The organism is Micromonospora sp. CV4, assembly GCF_003667455.1.
Lineage (GTDB): Bacteria > Actinomycetota > Actinomycetes > Mycobacteriales > Micromonosporaceae > Micromonospora.
Genome location: NZ_RCVI01000311.1, coordinates 26,268 through 40,998, shown reverse-complemented (window position 1 = coordinate 40,998; position 14,731 = coordinate 26,268). Strand labels below are relative to the sequence as shown.

At 71.7% G+C, this 14,731-nt stretch carries 14 protein-coding genes; 4 read left to right on the top strand and 10 right to left on the bottom strand.

Features of this window, described 5'->3' with window-relative positions; translation table 11 throughout:
* On the bottom strand, nucleotides 1–825 hold an 825-nt coding region (locus tag EAD98_RS21905), incomplete at its 3' end, for an AfsR/SARP family transcriptional regulator (RefSeq protein ID WP_147457463.1).
* A 148-nt stretch (nucleotides 826–973) separates the two neighbouring features.
* On the opposite strand from EAD98_RS21905, the gene EAD98_RS21900 reads away from it, so the two are divergent.
* Entirely contained in the window at nucleotides 974–1,798 is an 825-nt protein-coding gene (locus EAD98_RS21900; RefSeq protein WP_121655883.1) for a hypothetical protein, read from the top strand.
* Between the two features lie 69 nt (nucleotides 1,799–1,867).
* Here EAD98_RS21900 and EAD98_RS21895 read toward each other — a convergent pair whose 3' ends face one another.
* The 6 genes from EAD98_RS21895 to EAD98_RS21870 all read right to left on the bottom strand — a co-directional run bounded on the left by EAD98_RS21895 (nucleotide 1,868) and on the right by EAD98_RS21870 (nucleotide 7,066).
* The gene (locus tag EAD98_RS21895) at nucleotides 1,868–2,986 is read right to left on the bottom strand and encodes a branched-chain amino acid ABC transporter permease (RefSeq protein ID WP_121655884.1); all 1,119 of its coding nucleotides are present in this window, start codon (nucleotides 2,984–2,986) and stop codon (nucleotides 1,868–1,870) included.
* The gene (locus tag EAD98_RS21890; RefSeq protein ID WP_121655885.1) at nucleotides 2,983–3,873 is read right to left on the bottom strand and encodes a branched-chain amino acid ABC transporter permease; all 891 of its coding nucleotides are present in this window, start codon (nucleotides 3,871–3,873) and stop codon (nucleotides 2,983–2,985) included. The genes EAD98_RS21895 and EAD98_RS21890 overlap by 4 nt, the downstream gene beginning before the upstream one ends.
* Nucleotides 3,873–4,643, bottom strand: a complete 771-nt coding sequence (locus EAD98_RS21885; RefSeq protein ID WP_121655886.1) for an ABC transporter ATP-binding protein — start codon at nucleotides 4,641–4,643, stop codon at nucleotides 3,873–3,875. Before EAD98_RS21885 ends, EAD98_RS21890 begins: the two co-directional genes overlap by 1 nt.
* Nucleotides 4,640–5,383 carry an ABC transporter ATP-binding protein gene (locus tag EAD98_RS21880; protein ID WP_121655887.1) on the bottom strand — a complete coding sequence of 248 codons (744 nt, stop codon included), beginning with the start codon at nucleotides 5,381–5,383 and terminating at the stop codon, nucleotides 4,640–4,642. The genes EAD98_RS21885 and EAD98_RS21880 overlap by 4 nt, the downstream gene beginning before the upstream one ends.
* Nucleotides 5,384–5,385: 2 nt before the next feature.
* The gene (locus EAD98_RS21875; protein WP_121655888.1) at nucleotides 5,386–6,591 is read right to left on the bottom strand and encodes a substrate-binding domain-containing protein; all 1,206 of its coding nucleotides are present in this window, start codon (nucleotides 6,589–6,591) and stop codon (nucleotides 5,386–5,388) included.
* A 235-nt stretch (nucleotides 6,592–6,826) separates the two neighbouring features.
* Nucleotides 6,827–7,066, bottom strand: a complete 240-nt coding sequence (locus EAD98_RS21870) for a hypothetical protein (RefSeq protein WP_121655899.1) — start codon at nucleotides 7,064–7,066, stop codon at nucleotides 6,827–6,829.
* A gap of 307 nt (nucleotides 7,067–7,373) precedes the next feature.
* Between EAD98_RS21870 and EAD98_RS21865 the strand changes: the two genes are divergently transcribed.
* A complete protein-coding gene (locus EAD98_RS21865) occupies nucleotides 7,374–7,604 on the top strand; it encodes a GntR family transcriptional regulator (RefSeq protein ID WP_121655900.1) in 231 nt (76 codons plus the stop codon).
* 478 nt (nucleotides 7,605–8,082) lie between these two features.
* On the opposite strand, the gene EAD98_RS21860 is transcribed toward EAD98_RS21865, so the two are convergent.
* Nucleotides 8,083–9,204 carry a glycerophosphodiester phosphodiesterase gene (locus tag EAD98_RS21860; RefSeq protein ID WP_121655889.1) on the bottom strand — a complete coding sequence of 374 codons (1,122 nt, stop codon included), beginning with the start codon at nucleotides 9,202–9,204 and terminating at the stop codon, nucleotides 8,083–8,085.
* A gap of 140 nt (nucleotides 9,205–9,344) precedes the next feature.
* Here EAD98_RS21860 and EAD98_RS21855 point away from each other — a divergent pair, with 140 nt between their 5' ends.
* Entirely contained in the window at nucleotides 9,345–10,679 is a 1,335-nt protein-coding gene (locus EAD98_RS21855; protein WP_121655890.1) for a TrkH family potassium uptake protein, read from the top strand.
* 17 nt (nucleotides 10,680–10,696) lie between these two features.
* A complete protein-coding gene (locus tag EAD98_RS21850) occupies nucleotides 10,697–11,365 on the top strand; it encodes a TrkA family potassium uptake protein (protein ID WP_121655891.1) in 669 nt (222 codons plus the stop codon).
* Nucleotides 11,366–11,412: 47 nt separating this feature from the next.
* Here EAD98_RS21850 and EAD98_RS21845 read toward each other — a convergent pair whose 3' ends face one another.
* Both EAD98_RS21845 and EAD98_RS21840 read right to left on the bottom strand, forming a co-directional pair.
* The gene (locus EAD98_RS21845; RefSeq protein WP_121655892.1) at nucleotides 11,413–13,080 is read right to left on the bottom strand and encodes a serine/threonine-protein kinase; all 1,668 of its coding nucleotides are present in this window, start codon (nucleotides 13,078–13,080) and stop codon (nucleotides 11,413–11,415) included.
* A 71-nt stretch (nucleotides 13,081–13,151) separates the two neighbouring features.
* Entirely contained in the window at nucleotides 13,152–14,714 is a 1,563-nt protein-coding gene (locus EAD98_RS21840; protein ID WP_233583916.1) for a fused MFS/spermidine synthase, read from the bottom strand.
* Nucleotides 14,715–14,731: the final 17 nt, after the last annotated feature.

Below are 14,731 nucleotides of genomic sequence, written 5' to 3'. Positions count from 1 at the left end.
GGTGGGGGTCGGTGCCGGCTCGGCTGCATCCGACACTGGCACGGCGGTGGGCGGCAACAACGCCGGATCGGCGCGCAGGACGCGGCGGTGCAGGTCCTGGAGCGCGTCACCCGGCTCGATGCCGTACTCGTCGCGCAACAGCCCGCGGAATTCCCGGTACGCGGCCAGCGCCTCGGCCTGCCGGCCGCTGCGGTACAGGGCCAGCATCAGCTGGTGCCGCAGCCGCTCCCGCAGCGGGAACTCAGCGGCCAACTCCTTCAGTTCGCCCACGAGTTCCCGTTGCCGGCCCAGCCGCAGCTCCAGATCGGCCCAGCTCTCCAGGGCGGTGGCCCGCAGCTCGATCCAGCGCTGGCGGGCGGAGTCGAAGAAGAGCCCGGTGAATCCGGTGAACGGGTCACCCCGCCACAACTCCAGCGCGGCCTTCAGCTCGGTCACCGCCTCGGCGGCCCGGCCCTCGGCGCGGAGCCGCTCCGCCCGACGGATCCCCCGCTCGAACCGGGTGGCGTCGACCGCCTCCGGCCCGACCCGAAGCTGATAGCCGGCGTCGGTCAGCGTCAGCACCTGACCGGGACTGCGGGGTGGGCGCTCGGGCTCCAGCACCCGGCGCAGCCCGGCGACATACTTCTGCACCACGTTCGCGCCGTTGGCCGGCGGCTCCTCGGGCCAGACGGCGTCGACGACCTGTGCGGTGGTGACCGGGCGACCGCCGGCGAGCAGCAGCACGGCCAGCACGGCCCGCTGCTTACCCGGCCCGAGGTCGACGTCACGATCGCCGTACCAGGCCCGCTGAGGCCCGAGAATCTCGAAGCGCAGCTCCCCTGACATGCGAGTTTCCGCTCCCTGACACCCCGCTGACCGCGTCTTGGCAGTGCACGGCAGTCGGACCGCAGCATATCGGCAGTGGTTCCGCCGTACCGCCCGGCAGTCTCTGTCTCGGCAGAAGCCAGGCACCGTCAAGGAAAGAGATTCAGTGATGACGAACGGAACCGGCCGCGCCGGCACCATCCGACGGACCGTCAGCGCCCTGGTTGGCGTCCTCACCGCGACCACCCTGCTCGCCGGTTGCGGCGCGGACGGGTCGGGTACCGGCGCCGACGCGGCCAGCCCCAGCCCGACCGCGACCCCCCGGGAGGAGTTGCTCGCGGCGGTGCCGGACGGCACCGAAGGCGCCTTCCGGTTCGCCGGCAAGGACTCCAGCTCGGACATCTCCGGCGTGGTGGACCCGGCTGCGAAGGGCATGGACCTCACCGCGGCGGTCAAGGACCCGGAGCACGGGTTCACCACCCGGATGTCGTTCCTGGTCGTCCAGGAACAGCTCTGGATGAAGGTCAAGTTCACCGGCACCGAGGGACTGACCGGGCTGCCCAAGCTGCCGAGCCGCTGGATGGAGCTGGACCGCACCAAGCTGACCGACGCCGAAAGCGCTCCGACGTACGAGGGCGTGGACGTCGGCAACGCCGGCCCGATCATCGAAGCCGCCACCTCGGTGCAGGAGAAGGCGGACCACACCTACACCGGCGTGGTCGACCTGACCAAGGGTGAGGCCAGCAAGGCGGTGGGCGAGGCGGAGGTGGCGGCTCTCGGCGAGGCGGCCCGGCAGGTCCCGTTCACGGCCGTCGTCGGCCCCGACGGCAACCTCGCCTCGCTCACCGTGGACGTCCCGGCCGCAGGCAAGGCAAAGGCCTGGACGTACGTGGTGAAGTACGTCGACTACGGCTCGGCGCCGAAGCTCGCCGCGCCGACCGGCAACGCGGCCCAGCAGGCGCCGAAGGTGGCGTACGAGATGCTCAACGGCTGACCGTCCACGCAGCAGGGAGACGGGGTCGCGGCCGCACGGGGGGTCGCGACCCCGTCTCCCTGTCGACGATCAGCGGGGGTCGGAGCGGGTGCGCAGGCTCCGGCGGAGATGGGCCAGGCGGGGTGCGAGGCTGGTCAGACCACCGGGGAAGAAGTAGACCGCCAGGATGAAGACCGTGCCCAGAACGAACAGCGGCTGGCTCAGCGGGTGGCTGAGAAAGGCTGGCAGGGAGTCGACCGCCTCGGAGGTGCCGAACGCGGTGAGCCGGTGGTCCAGGTACATGTAGAGGACACCGCCGAGCACCGGGCCCCACCGGGTGCCCGGCCCGCCCAGCACCACCATGACCAGCAGCGACAGGGTCAACTCGGACGAGGTGATGTGGGGTGACGCCCCGCCGACGATCAGGCAGTAGACCACCCCACCGGCCGACGCCAGCCCGCCGGCGAGGGTGAACGCCACCAGCTTGTAGCGGTACGGGTCCAGCCCGAGCACGCCGATCCGCCGCTCGTCGTCCCGCAGCCCGGCCAGGACCCGCCCGGTCGGCGAGCCGGAGACCCGGTGCACCACGAAGACCACCAGGGTCAGGTACGCGAGCGCCAGCCAGTACAGGTTGACCGTGTTGGTCACCCCGACCAGCCCGGCGGGCAGCCCGGACACGTCCAGCGGCAGGCCCTCCTCACCGCCGGTGAGGCCGCCGAAGTCCCGTGCCACCAGGATCGCCCCGACCTGGGCGAAGGCCAGCGTGACCATGGCGAACGCGATGCCCACCGTACGCAGCGCCACCGCGCCGAGCAGCGCCGCGAGGATGGTGCCGCCGGTGATCGTCAGCAGCGCCGCCTGCCAGAGTGGCAACCCGGCCCGGGTGACCAGGATGTCCGTGCCGTACACGCCGGCGGCGAAGTAGAGCGCGTGCCCGAAGGAGAGCATCCCGGTACGGCCGAAGAGCAGGTCGTAACCGGCGGCCAGCCCACCGAAGATCAGGCAGATGGCCAGCAGTTGCAGGGTGCCGGGCGAGTTGACCGGCCCCTCGAAGATCCCCGGCAGGGAGATCGTCGAGTACGGCAGGATCGCGAGGACGGCCAGCGCGACCAGCGGCAGGAACGGGCGTACCCGGTGCCACCGCCCCCGCTGCGGGGTCAGCTCGGCGGGCACCCGCGCCGGGGGCGCGTCGACCACGGAGTTCGTCATGCCGTTGCCACCTTTCCGGCGATGCCCTGCGGGCGCAGCAGCAGCACCACGGCCAGCAACCCGACCACGCAGATGTCGCCCAGCCCGGACGTGCCGTAGTAGTTGACGAACTGTTGCACCAGCCCGACCACGACCGCCGCGTACGCGGAGCCGACCACCGAGCCCATCCCGCCGATCACCACCACGATGAACGCGAAGATCAGCAGCGAGCTGCCCTGCCCGGGCGAGACGGTGCCGAAGTAGACCCCACCGAGCGCGCCGGCGAGCGCGGCTGCCGCCCCGCCGATCGCGAAGACGAGCGTGAACGCCTTGCGCACGTCGATGCCGAGCGCGGTCACCATCTCCCGGTTCTCCACCCCGGCCCGGATCACCAGGCCGTACCGGGTCCAGCGCAGGAAGGCGAGCAGCGCGCCGAGCACCAGCACCGCCGCGATGATCAGCAGCAGGCCACCGTTGGGCACCTGCGCGCCGAGGATCCCGGTGACCTGCCGGGTCCAGTCCGGCCGGGGGAACGGCCGGGCGTCGGCGCCCCACGTGGCCTGGAGCAGCGCCACCCCGGCCAGCGACAGGCCGACGGTGACCAGCACCTGCTCGATGGTGCGCGAGTAGAGCGGCCGGATCAGCACCAGCTCGACCAGCACCGCGACCAGCGTGCCGGCGGCCACCCCGAAGACGACCGCGAGCACGAAGCCGAACCCGTCCGACCCGGCGCCCGGCAGGTTGCCCGCCGCCCACCAGGTCGCGTACGCGCCGACGCCGAGGAACAGCCCGTGCGCGAAGTTGAGCACGTCGGCCAGGCCGAAGACCAGCGACAGCCCGGAGGCGACCAGGAAGTACAGCGCCGCCAGGCCGAGCCCGGTCAGCGTCAACAGGATCAGGGTGCCCATCAGTGCTGGTCCTTCCCCGCCGCGGCGCGGCCCGGCTCGGCCACGTGCTGCGATTCGCCGCTGCCCACGCCCAGCAGGGACCTGGTCAGCGCCGTCTCCAGCAGCAGCTCCTGCGCGTCACCGGTCCAGGCCACCTTGCCGGCGGCGAGCACCACGGCGTCCCTGGCGAGCCGCCGGACCACCGCCAGGTTCTGCTCGACGAGCAGCACCGGCACCGACTCCGCGACCCGTTCCAGCACCTCGGCCACCTCGGTCACCACCTTCGGCGCCAACCCCTTGGTCGGCTCGTCGACCAGCAGCAGCCGGTTGTCGTTGAGCAGCACCCGGCCGATCGCGAGCATCTGCTGCTGCCCGCCGGAGAGCGACCCGGCCCGTTGCCGTCCGCGCCGGTCCAGCTCCGGAAAGAGCGCGAAGACCTTGTCGTACGCCGGGCTGACGCCGCGCCGCTCGGCCAGCCGCAGGTTCTCCGCGACGGTCAGGCCGGCGAACACGCAGCGGTCCTCCGGCACGTAGCCGAGCCCGCCGCGGACCAGCCGGTGGGTGGGGCGGGCCAGCAGGCTCTGCGCGCCCATCCGGACGGTGCCGCGCACCTCTCCGGCGGGCGGGGTGAGGCCGACGATCGCCCGCAGCGTGGTGGTCTTGCCGACGCCGTTGCGGCCGAGCAGGACGGTCACGCCGGTGGGTGCGACCGTGAAGGACACGCCCTGGAGGATGTGCAGCCCGGAGATCCGGACCGACAGGTCCTCCACGTTCAGGATCGGCTCGGTCATAGCGCCTCTCCGAGATACGCCTCTTGCACCGTGGGGTTGGCCATCACCGTCTCGGGGGTGTCGCAGGCCAGCAGCGCGCCGTGGTGCATGACGGCGATCCGGTCGGCCAGCTCCAGGATGACGTCCATGTGGTGCTCGACCATCAGCACCGCCCGGCCGCTGTCCCCGGTCAACGACTTGATCACCGAGACCAGCTCGGGCACGTCCTCGGCGCTGACCCCGGCCATCGGTTCGTCCAGCAGCATCACCCGCGGTTCGCCGGCGAGCAGCAGGGCGATCTCCAACTTGCGCTTCTCGCCGTGGGCCAGGGTGCCGGCCAGCGCCGTACCCCGGTGGGCGAGGCCGACCCGGTCGAGCGCCGCGTCGGCGGCGGCGGCCACCTCCCGGTCGGCCGCCGCCCGCCGCCACAGTGCCATCGAGCCCCCGCGGTGCGCCTGCACGGCGAGCCGGACGTTCTCCCGCACGCTGAGCGAGCCGAAGACCGACGACGCCTGGAAGGTACGGCCCAGTCCGAGGCGGGCCCGCCGGTGCGGCGGAAGCGCCCCGATGTCCTGCCCGTCCAGGGTGATCCGGCCCTCCGTGGCCCGGCGCAGGCCGGTGATCAGGTTGAACAGTGAGGTCTTGCCGGCGCCGTTCGGCCCGATCACGCCCAGGAACTCCCCGGGCGCCAGGTCGAGGTAGACGCTGTCGACGATGGCGACCTCACCGATCCGCCAGGTCAGACCGCGGGTGGCGAGCATGGTCAGCCCTTCATGGCCACGGCCGGCGGCGCGGACTCGTCACCGGTGAGGCTCTTCTGCGCGGTCGCCGTGAAGGCGGTGCCGCTGCCGGTCAGCTTGGCCTGGAACATCGGCTGGAGCAGCGCGTGGTCCGCGGCCCGGATGGTCATCTTGCCCTTGACCCCGTCGAAGCTCCAGCCCTCCAGGGCGGTGACCATCTTGTCGACGTCGTCCCCACCCTCCTGCACCGCGCGGACCACCATCTGGGCGGCGGCGAAGCCGTCCGGGTGGAACAGGTCGAGCGTGCCGCCGGGGATCTTCGCCTTGGCCGCCTTGGACGCCTCGGTGTCGCTCGCCCCGTCGAAGTAGTGCGACAGGAAGGAGATCTTCGTGCCGGCGGCGCCGAACGTCGGCCAGGAGGCGCGGATGTCCAGGCCGGTGACGACCGTGGTGGTCGAGAGGACGCCCTGCTGGTCGAGGCTCTGCCACATGGCCGGGGCGGTGGTGCCCGCCCAGGCGACGAAGAGCAGATCCGGCTTGGCCGTCTTGATCTGGCTGGCGAACGGGGTGAACTCGGTGGCGCTGGCCGGGGCCCGGACGCTGCTCACGGTGGCGCCCGCGCCGCCGATGACCGTCTTGACCGCTGCCTCGTTCGCGTCGCCGAACGCGCCGTCCTGGGCGAAGACCACGACCTTCTTGCCGGCCGGGTCGCCGATGAACGACTTGGCCGTCACCACGTCCTGGTACGACTGGCGGCCCGAGCGGAAGGTGTACTTGTTCGCCCCGGTCACCGCGTCGGTGGCGGCCGGCCCGGAGATGAACAGGACCTTGTTCTGCGCCGCGATCGGCGCGACCTGGAGCGCCACACCGGAGGCGGTGGAGCCGGCGATGATCTTCGCGCCCTTGCCGATCAGGTCCTTCGCCGCGGAGACCGCCTTGGCCGGGTCGCCCGCGTCGTCGACCTCGGTCAGCTCGATCTTGCGGTCACCGACCTTGCCGGTGCCCTGGGTGGCGAAGTCCAACCCCGCCTTGAACCCCTCGATGTACTGCTTTCCGTAGCTGGCCAGGGCACCCGACTGGGAGTACACCAGGCCGACCTTGACCGGCGCGGCGCTGTCGCCGCCGCCGGTGGCGGTGTCCTGCGGGCTGCCACAGGCCGTGGCGGCCAACGCCGCGGCCATCATCGTGGCGGCGGAGAGGAACACCCGCCGCGTCGTCCGGACCGTCATTGCGACTCCACATGAGGACTCGGAGGGAGAGAACTTCTTCGTGACGGCTCACGCTAGAAGTGACGTCACCCACGAGCTATGTGGCCGAAACACACAAGTAACAGGAAGGGGGTGGCCGGACGTTACAACTGGCCGCACCGCCACCGGAGGGCTCGGCCTCTCGATGGCCCGTACCCCCACGGACCGCCCCGCCCGTGTGTCGCCCCGCGCCATCCGCCTATCACCGCAGGGCCGGTCAGACGCACGGTCCGTCGTGGGCCGCCGGGCGCAGACAGCGCCGGCGGCCGTCGAGCAGGTTGTCGCAGAAAACCCGATGACGTACGCACTGCGCGTCCTCCTCCGACACCGTCGTCTCGGCCCGGTCCACGTCGGCGAGGAAGCCCAACACCCGGGTGATCCCTTGAGCGAACCGCAGCGCGCCCGGCAGGTCGACGGCCATCACCGGCAGGTGCACGACGAACCGCTGCCTCTCGATGCTCACGCCACCACCCTCGACTCTTCTGTCCTGCCAGCCCTGGAGGGCGGTCCGGTGTGCGGGTAGGGGACGCCCACCGGACCGCCCGGCCCCACGCCCGCAGCCCTTTTCGGCGGCGGTACGGACGCAGAGCCCACCTCACGCCCGGACCCGAGGGGTTTGCCGAACCAACCGGAGCCGGACAGCCAGCAACCTACCCCAAATACTTGTGTAGGTCGACCCTGTGAGGCGACGACACCACAGCCTGTTGCAGTAACTGGTGTAGGCCGGCATGATCGGAGACGCCGAACCGACCGGAGTCCTCACCATGCCCACAGCAGAAGCCCCATACCGCCGCATCGCCAATGAGATCGCCGCGAGGATCAAGAGCGGCGAGCTGAAGCCGGGCGACAAGCTGCCCTCCACTCGTGAACTCGCCGAGACCTACGAAGTGCACATGAACACCGCCTCGCGAGCGCTCTCACTTCTCCATGACCGAGAGCTGATCACCGGCCAGCCCGGCCGCGGCACCTACGTCGCCGAGCAACCACACGGCTGACTCGTCCAACTGTCAGATCGAATGGGAAGGGTTGCGCGGCGTGTCGGCCAGTCATGTTCTGTGCGTGCGGGGCAGCCGACCTTGCGTCGGCAAGGCACGCCGCCACTGACACTCCCCGGGCCGATCCGGACCCACTCAGCGCGAAGATCACAGCAACCCCCTGATGTTGCTGCCTCGATCCGCACCGAAACAGCAACATCGGGGAAGTTGCTGCCGCAAGGCCGCTCCGCCCCCCTTCGCGATCGTGCTCGACCGTGGATGTAGTGGCCTCGGCCGCGCCGCGACACCACTACTTCCAGGATCAAGCGCGATCTTCGCGGCGCGCCCGGACGTGCCGCTGGCCCGCTGTCCGGGTGACGGACGGCGGGCCAGCGTGCGGGCCGGGCGTGGTCGGCCCGGCGGTCGGCTAGGAGCGGATCAGCTCCGGACCGAAGTCCGCTCGGCCTCGGCGAGCTACGCCCGAGGCCGACTCGGAAGATCAGCTCGTGGCGAGGCCGGCGCGGGCGGCGACGGCGGTGTCCGGGTGGTCGGTGAAGACGCCGTCCAGGCCCAGGCCGAGGAAGAGCTCGTACTCGGCGGTGATGTCGCCGCGCGCGTTCGGGTCGGTGCCGATCCGGAAGTCCACCGGCAGGAACTGGTTCTCCGCGCGGAACGTCCAGGAGTGGACGAGCAGCCGCTCCCGGTGCGCGTCGCGTACCACGTTGGTCGGGGCGAGCAGGGCGCCCGAGGCGTCCCGCGGCACGATCAGGTTCTTGTTCGCCCCGATGCCGTCGGCGTACGCGGCGATCCACTTCAGCCCGGCCGGCTGGGCCAGATCCTGGTAGGTGCGGGTGTCGCCGGCGACGGTGAAGTCGTACGGGCGACCGGTGGCGTCGAGCAACTGGGCCAGGTTGACGTCGATCATGAGGTTGAGCTTGCGCAGGTTGGCCGTCTCGAACGACTGGATGAAGACCGGCGCCTTGCGACTGCTCAGCTTGTTCTGCCGGAGCACCCGGACCAGTGGCTCCTCCAGGGCCAGGCCGATCGAGGCGAAGTAGCTCGGGTGCTTGGTCTCCGGGTAGATGCCGATGGTGCGGCCCCGTGCCCGCCCTTCGGTCCGGGCCAGGTCGATGACCTCCTGGAGGGTGGGCACCTCGAAGCGGCCGTCGAACGCGGTGTTCGCCACCCGCACCTGCGGCAGTCGCTCCTTGGCCCGCAGGGTCTTCAGCTCGGTCAGGGTGAAGTCCTCGGTGAACCAGCCGGTCACCGCGACACCGTCGATGGTCTTCGTCGCCTTGCGCGCCGCGAACTCCGGGTGGGCGGCCACGTCGGTGGTACCCGAGATCTCGTTCTCGTGCCGGGCGACCAGCACGCCGTCGGAGGTGGACACCAGATCCGGCTCGATGTAGTCGGCGCCCATCCGGATCGCCAGCCGATACGCCTCCAGGGTGTGCTCCGGCCGGTAGCCGCTGGCGCCGCGGTGACCGATCACGATCGGCCGGTCGTTCGCCCGGGCGTGGTCCGCCCTGGCCACCGGATCGGCGGCGGCCATGGTCGGCACGGCCACGGCGGCGGCGAGCAGCGCGCTGGCCACGCCGAGGGTCGAGAGGGTACGTCGCAACGCCGTCTCCTGTCGTTGAGGGAACCGGTTCAGCAGAGCGCCTCGGATTGACCGGGAGTTGGTCGATGACTGGCCAGCAGATGAATCTCCGGAATGGGCGTTCCCGCTCCCGCTCTGGCGTGAAAACGGAAGATTGTCTGGTGCGCCGGTATTTCCGCAACCCCGTGCGGCTGGTGCCGTTCGGGTTCCTGGTGCCGATCCTGCTCGGCACCGGTCTGCTGATGGCGCGTTGGGCGACCGTCGACCACCAGCGCCCGCCCCTGGTCACCGCGCTCTTCACCGCCACCTCGGCCGTGTCGGTCACCGGGATGGCGGTCACCGACACCCCCAACTACTGGTCCGGGGGCGGACTGGTGGTGATAACCGTGCTCACCCAGCTCGGCGGCCTCGGCATCCTCACCGTCGCGGCGCTGGTCATCCTGGTGGTGGCCCGCCAGCTCGGGCTGCGCAACCGGCTTCTGGTACAGGCCGAGACGGCGGAGTTCGGCATCGGTGACGTCGCTCGGCTGCTGCGCCGCATCGCGGTCACCGTCTTCGCCTGCGAGGCGGTGATGACCGCGCTGGTCGCCGGCCGGCTCTGGCTGGTCTACGACTATCCACTCGGGCGAGCCCTCTGGTCGGGCGTCTTCCACGCCGTCCAGGCGTTCAACAACGGTGGCTTCGCGCTCTACTCCGAAGGCCTGCTGGCATTCGACCGTGATCCGTGGGTGTCTCTCCCGCTGGCGTTCGGCGCGATCGTCGGTGGGCTCGGGTTTCCCGCCCTGTTCGAGGCGGCCCGCGAGTGGCGTCGGCCGGTGCGCTGGGCGGTGGCCACCAAGCTGACCATCTGGGGCAGTGCCGCGCTGCTGCTGCTCGGCTCCGCCGGGCTGCTCGCCGCCGAGTGGACCAACGTCGGCACCATCGGCTCGTACGACGTCGGCGGCAAGATGCTCGCGTCGTTCACGCAGATCGCGTTGAGCCGCACCGGCGGCTTCAGCGTCCTGGACATCGCCGCGCTCCAGGAGGAGAGCTACCCGCTGTTGATCGTGCTCATGTTCATCGGCGGCGGCAGCGCCAGCACGGCCGGCGGGATCAAGGTCTCCACGTTCTTCCTGCTGGCGTTCACCATCTGGGCCGAGCTGCGGGGCGAGCCCGACGTGAAAGTCGGGCGCCGCCGGGTGGCCACCGCCAGCCAGCGGCAGGCCATCACGGTGTCGCTGCTCAGCGTCGCGCTGGTCACGGCCGGCACGATGATCCTGCTGCTGCTCACCGAGGGCGTCCGCTTCTTCGCCGCCCTGTTCGAGGTCACGTCCGCGTTCAGCACCACCGGGCTGACCATCGGGCTCGCCGGCACGCTGCCGGCCAGCGGCCAACTGACCCTCACCGTGCTGATGTTCATCGGCCGGGTCGGGCCGCTCACCCTCGGGTCGGCGATCGCGTTGAACACCCGACGCCGGCTCTACCGCTATCCCCAGGAACAACCCATTGTCGGCTAGCAGCGAGGAGGGGCGAGGTGTCGGCTAGGCGAGCGAACGGCAGCGGCGTCGTGGTGGTCGGGCTGGGCCGGTTCGGTAGCCAACTGGCCCGGTCACTGACCCGGATGGACCGCGAGGTGCTGGCCATCGACCACAACCCGGACCGGGTGCAGCGCTGGTCCGACCAGCTCGACCGGGTGGTCCAGGCCGACTCGACCGAGGAGGGGGCGCTGCGACAGCTCGGCGTCGCGAGCTTCGAGCGGGCGGTGGTGGCCATCGGCGCCTCGGTGGAGGCGAGCGTGCTCACCGTGCTGGCGCTGGTCGAGCTGGGTCTGTCGCAGATCTGGGCCCGGGCCACCTCGCAGAAGCACGCCAAGATTCTCTCGTCGGTGGGCGCGCACCACGTGATCTTTCCGGAGGCGGAGACGGGCGACCGGGTGGCACACCTGATCGTCAGCCGGCTGCTCGACTTCATCGAGTTCGACGACGACTTCGCGATCGCCACCGTCCGCGTGCCGGAGTCCCTGGTCGGTCGCACCGTGCTCGACCTGCGCCCGGACGAGCGCTACGAGGTCCGGGTTATCGGCGCCAAGCTGCCGGGCGAGCGCTTCCGGTACGCGTCGGACAGCACCAAACTCCTCGAGGGTGGGCTGCTGGTGGTGGAGGGCGGGATCGACCAGGTGCAACGGTTCGCGGGGCTGCGCTGAGCCGGGTCACTTCTTCCCGCCGCCGTGCCCCCTCCCCTCACCCTTGGTCACTTTCCCCCTTTTCCCGAACCACCACCCGGCCCCTTGCCTTTGCCGGGCTTCTCGGGCTTGGCCTTCGGGGCGCTGCCCGGCCCGGACCCACCCGAGCCGGATCCACCGGAGCCGCCCCGGACCGTCGCCGCCCTGGGCGGGGCCTTCGTCGTGGCGGCCTTGCTCGTCGTGGCGGCCTTGCTCGTCGGGGCGGTGGACGGCGTGCTGCCGGCCACCCCGGAGACCCGTACCCCGCAGGTCGCGTCGCCGAGCCGGAACTCCACCGGCAGCGGGTTCGCCCCGCTGTACCTCCCCGTCAGGGTGAGCTTCTCGGCCTCGCCGGGCGCCAGGGTGGTGCGCTGGGCCGCCGGCCGGATCAGCACCGTGCGGCCCTGCTGGTGCACCGAGGTCGGCTCCGCCTTCGTCACCGTCTGCTGACCGGGGAAGGTGAAGCTCATCGTCCAGTCACGAAGCGCGCTGCCGCCGGTGTTCGTCAGGGTCAGCTCGGCGGCGAAGTCCTTGCCGGAGTCCGCGCGCAGTGCGTACGCCACCTCGCAGGGCGCCGCCTTCGGCAGACCCATCCGGGCCTCGGTCGGCGGCTGGTCCCCGCCGCTGGCCGGGCTGCGCGAGGTGACCCCCCACAGAGCGCCGGTGACCGCGAGCAGGCTTGCGGCGGCCACCCCGGCCTCGACCCGCCGGCGTCTGGTCACCCGCCTGCTTCGGTTACGGGTACGGGACAGCGGCAACGCGTCGGTCTCCGCCGACCAGGGCAGGATCGTGGTGCCCGCGTTGGCCAGCGCGGCCGCGTCGAGCGGCCCGGCGGCCGGCGAGACCGGCACCGCCGCCAGCATTCCGGCCGCGTCGGCGAGGGTACCGGCCACTTCGGCGGTGGTCGGCCGTTCCCCGGGCTGCTTGGCCAGACAGCGCCGCACCAGGTCGGTCACCTCGTCGGGCAGCCCCGGCACCTCCGGCATCGGGTCGGGGTCGTTGTACATGTGCGCGCGCAGCATCTGTGTGGTCGTGCTCGCCTGCCAGGGCAGCCGGCCGGTGAGCATCCGGTAGAGCAGCAGCCCGACGGCGTACACGTCGGTGGCCGGGGAGACCTGACCGTTGTCCAGCCGCTCCGGCGCGAGGTAGGCGGGTGTGCCCAGCAGCGCCCCGTCCGGGCCCTTCTCGCTCTCGCCCACCAGCGCGGAGATGCCGAAGTCGACCACCTTGACCCCGGTCGACGTGAGCATCACGTTGCCCGGGGTGACGTCCCGGTGCACCACGCCCCGGGCGTGCGCGGTGGCCAGCGCCGAGCTGACCTCCGCGCCGATGGTCACCGCCTCCCGCCACGGCAGCCGCCCCTCCCGGCCCAGCCGGCCGGCCAGGGAACCGCCGTCGACCAGCTCCATCACCACGTACGGCACGGTGAGGCCGGCCCGCACGGACTCCCCGTAGTCGTACACGTTGGTGATGTTCGGGTGGCAGAGCCGCGCGGCGGCCTGCGCCTCGATGCGGATCCGGTGCCGGAAGGCCCGGTCGCTGGCCAGCCGGGACGCGAGCACCTTCACCGCGACCTGCCGGCCGAGCACCTCGTCGTAGCCCCGCCAGACCACCGACATGCCGCCCGCGCCGAGCTGCTCGATCAGCCGGTACCGCTCATCGAGGAGTTGCGCGCCGTTCCGGTCCCCACCGCCCATGGTGGCCGTTGTTGCCCAGTGGCGGCCCGACTACACCTCAGGTATCGAATTCGGTCCCAAATGTCACCCGATCAGGCGGTGGCGAGCAGCTGATCCACCGGCGCGAAGTCGTCGGTCAGCACCAGCGCGTCCCCGGTGAAGTCCGTCAGGTCCGCGCCGGAGAGCAGGCTGACCCCCCGGTCAACCTCGTCCAGCCGGGCGCGGACGGCGGCCACCGGCAGCGGCGCGTCGGAGGCGACGATGAGGAAGTTCGCGCCCTGCTCCTCGGCGAGCGCCTCCGGCGGGGCGATCAACGCGACGTGCGCGAACTCGGCCGCCACCGTGGCCAGTTCGGCGCGGATGAACCGCAGCGGCGGGTAGTCGATGACGTTCTGCACGTACACCCCACCCGGGCGAATCACCCGCCGGACCTCGGCGGCCATCTCGCGGGTGGCCAGGTGCCAGGGCACCACCAGGTGGCCGAACGCGTCACCGACCACCAGGTCGCGGCTGTCGGTCGGCTCACCGACGACCAGCATCCGGGCGTCGCCCACCTCCGCCCGCAGTTCCGGCCCCGGGCGTACGCCCAACTCGCGCTCGCCCAGCTCGACCAGCCCGCCGTCGATCTCGAACACCACGTTGTCGGTGCCCGGCCGGGTGGCGCTCAGGTAGCGCGGCACGGTGAACCCGCCGCCGCCCAGGTGCAGCGCGTCCAACCGCTGCCCGGCCGGCGCGAACACGTCGGCGACCGCGCCGATCCACTTCGTGTACGCGTACTCCAGGTGCTTCGGGTCGGTCAGGTCCACATACGAGTGCTGGGCCGAGTTGAGCAGCAACGTCCGCCCGCTGGGCCGGTCCGGGTCCGCCGTCACCCGGGCGCAGTGGTACGCCGTCTCGATGTCGCACGGGTTCGGCGCGACGGTGGTCAGCCCCGCTCCGACCAGGCCGAGCACCGCCAGCGCGGCCCGGGTCCGGGCCGGACCGGGCAGTTGGGTGCGCGACTGCCGGCGCAGGTACCAGCCGAGGCCGATGCCGGCCAGCCCGAGCGCCACCGCCAGCGCCAGCAGGATCACCGTGCTGGGCAGCGCGGCGACCAGCACGAAGCCGGTGAGCAGCGTGGCGGTGATGCCGCCCAGGGTGCCGATCCCGGAGAGCCGGCCGACCACCTGGCCGGTCCGGCGCAGGTCGGCGAGCTGAAGCTTCACGACCAGCGGGGTGACCGCGGCGAGCAGCGCCGCCGGCACGAACACGGCCAGCGCCACCAGCAACAGGATGGCGCTGGCGGCACCGCCGCGCAGCACCTCACCGGCGTACCGGACCACGGGCAGGGTGATCGCGGTGGCGATGCCGGCCAGCACCAGCGCCGGCGCCAGCAGACCCCGCGGGTCGCGCCGGTCAGCCAGCCAGCCGCCGGACCACGCCCCGTACGCGATCGCGGCCAACGCGATGCCGATCACCGAACTGGTCACCTGGAGGGTCACCCCGACGTAGGGGCCGACCAGGCGCAGCGCGACGGTCTCCAGCACCAGCACGGCGCCGCTGGAGAAGAAGACCAGGAACGCGGCCAGGCCGTTGGGCAGCGCCCGGCCGGTGACCGGCACGGGCGAGGCCGGGGAAGCCGGCGGGGCCGCTACATCGGACGGTGGGGAGCTCATCGTCGCGATGGTACGCA

Coding starts and splice junctions, on each gene's coding strand:
- EAD98_RS21900 (WP_121655883.1), top strand. CDS start 974: ATGACGAACGGAACCGGCCGCGCCGGCACCATCCGACGGACCGTCAGC.
- EAD98_RS21895 (WP_121655884.1), bottom strand. CDS start 2,986: ATGACGAACTCCGTGGTCGACGCGCCCCCGGCGCGGGTGCCCGCCGAG.
- EAD98_RS21890 (WP_121655885.1), bottom strand. CDS start 3,873: ATGGGCACCCTGATCCTGTTGACGCTGACCGGGCTCGGCCTGGCGGCG.
- EAD98_RS21885 (WP_121655886.1), bottom strand. CDS start 4,643: ATGACCGAGCCGATCCTGAACGTGGAGGACCTGTCGGTCCGGATCTCC.
- EAD98_RS21880 (WP_121655887.1), bottom strand. CDS start 5,383: ATGCTCGCCACCCGCGGTCTGACCTGGCGGATCGGTGAGGTCGCCATC.
- EAD98_RS21875 (WP_121655888.1), bottom strand. CDS start 6,591: ATGACGGTCCGGACGACGCGGCGGGTGTTCCTCTCCGCCGCCACGATG.
- EAD98_RS21865 (WP_121655900.1), top strand. CDS start 7,374: ATGCCCACAGCAGAAGCCCCATACCGCCGCATCGCCAATGAGATCGCC.
- EAD98_RS21845 (WP_121655892.1), bottom strand. CDS start 13,080: ATGGGCGGTGGGGACCGGAACGGCGCGCAACTCCTCGATGAGCGGTAC.
- EAD98_RS21840 (WP_233583916.1), bottom strand. CDS start 14,714: ATGAGCTCCCCACCGTCCGATGTAGCGGCCCCGCCGGCTTCCCCGGCC.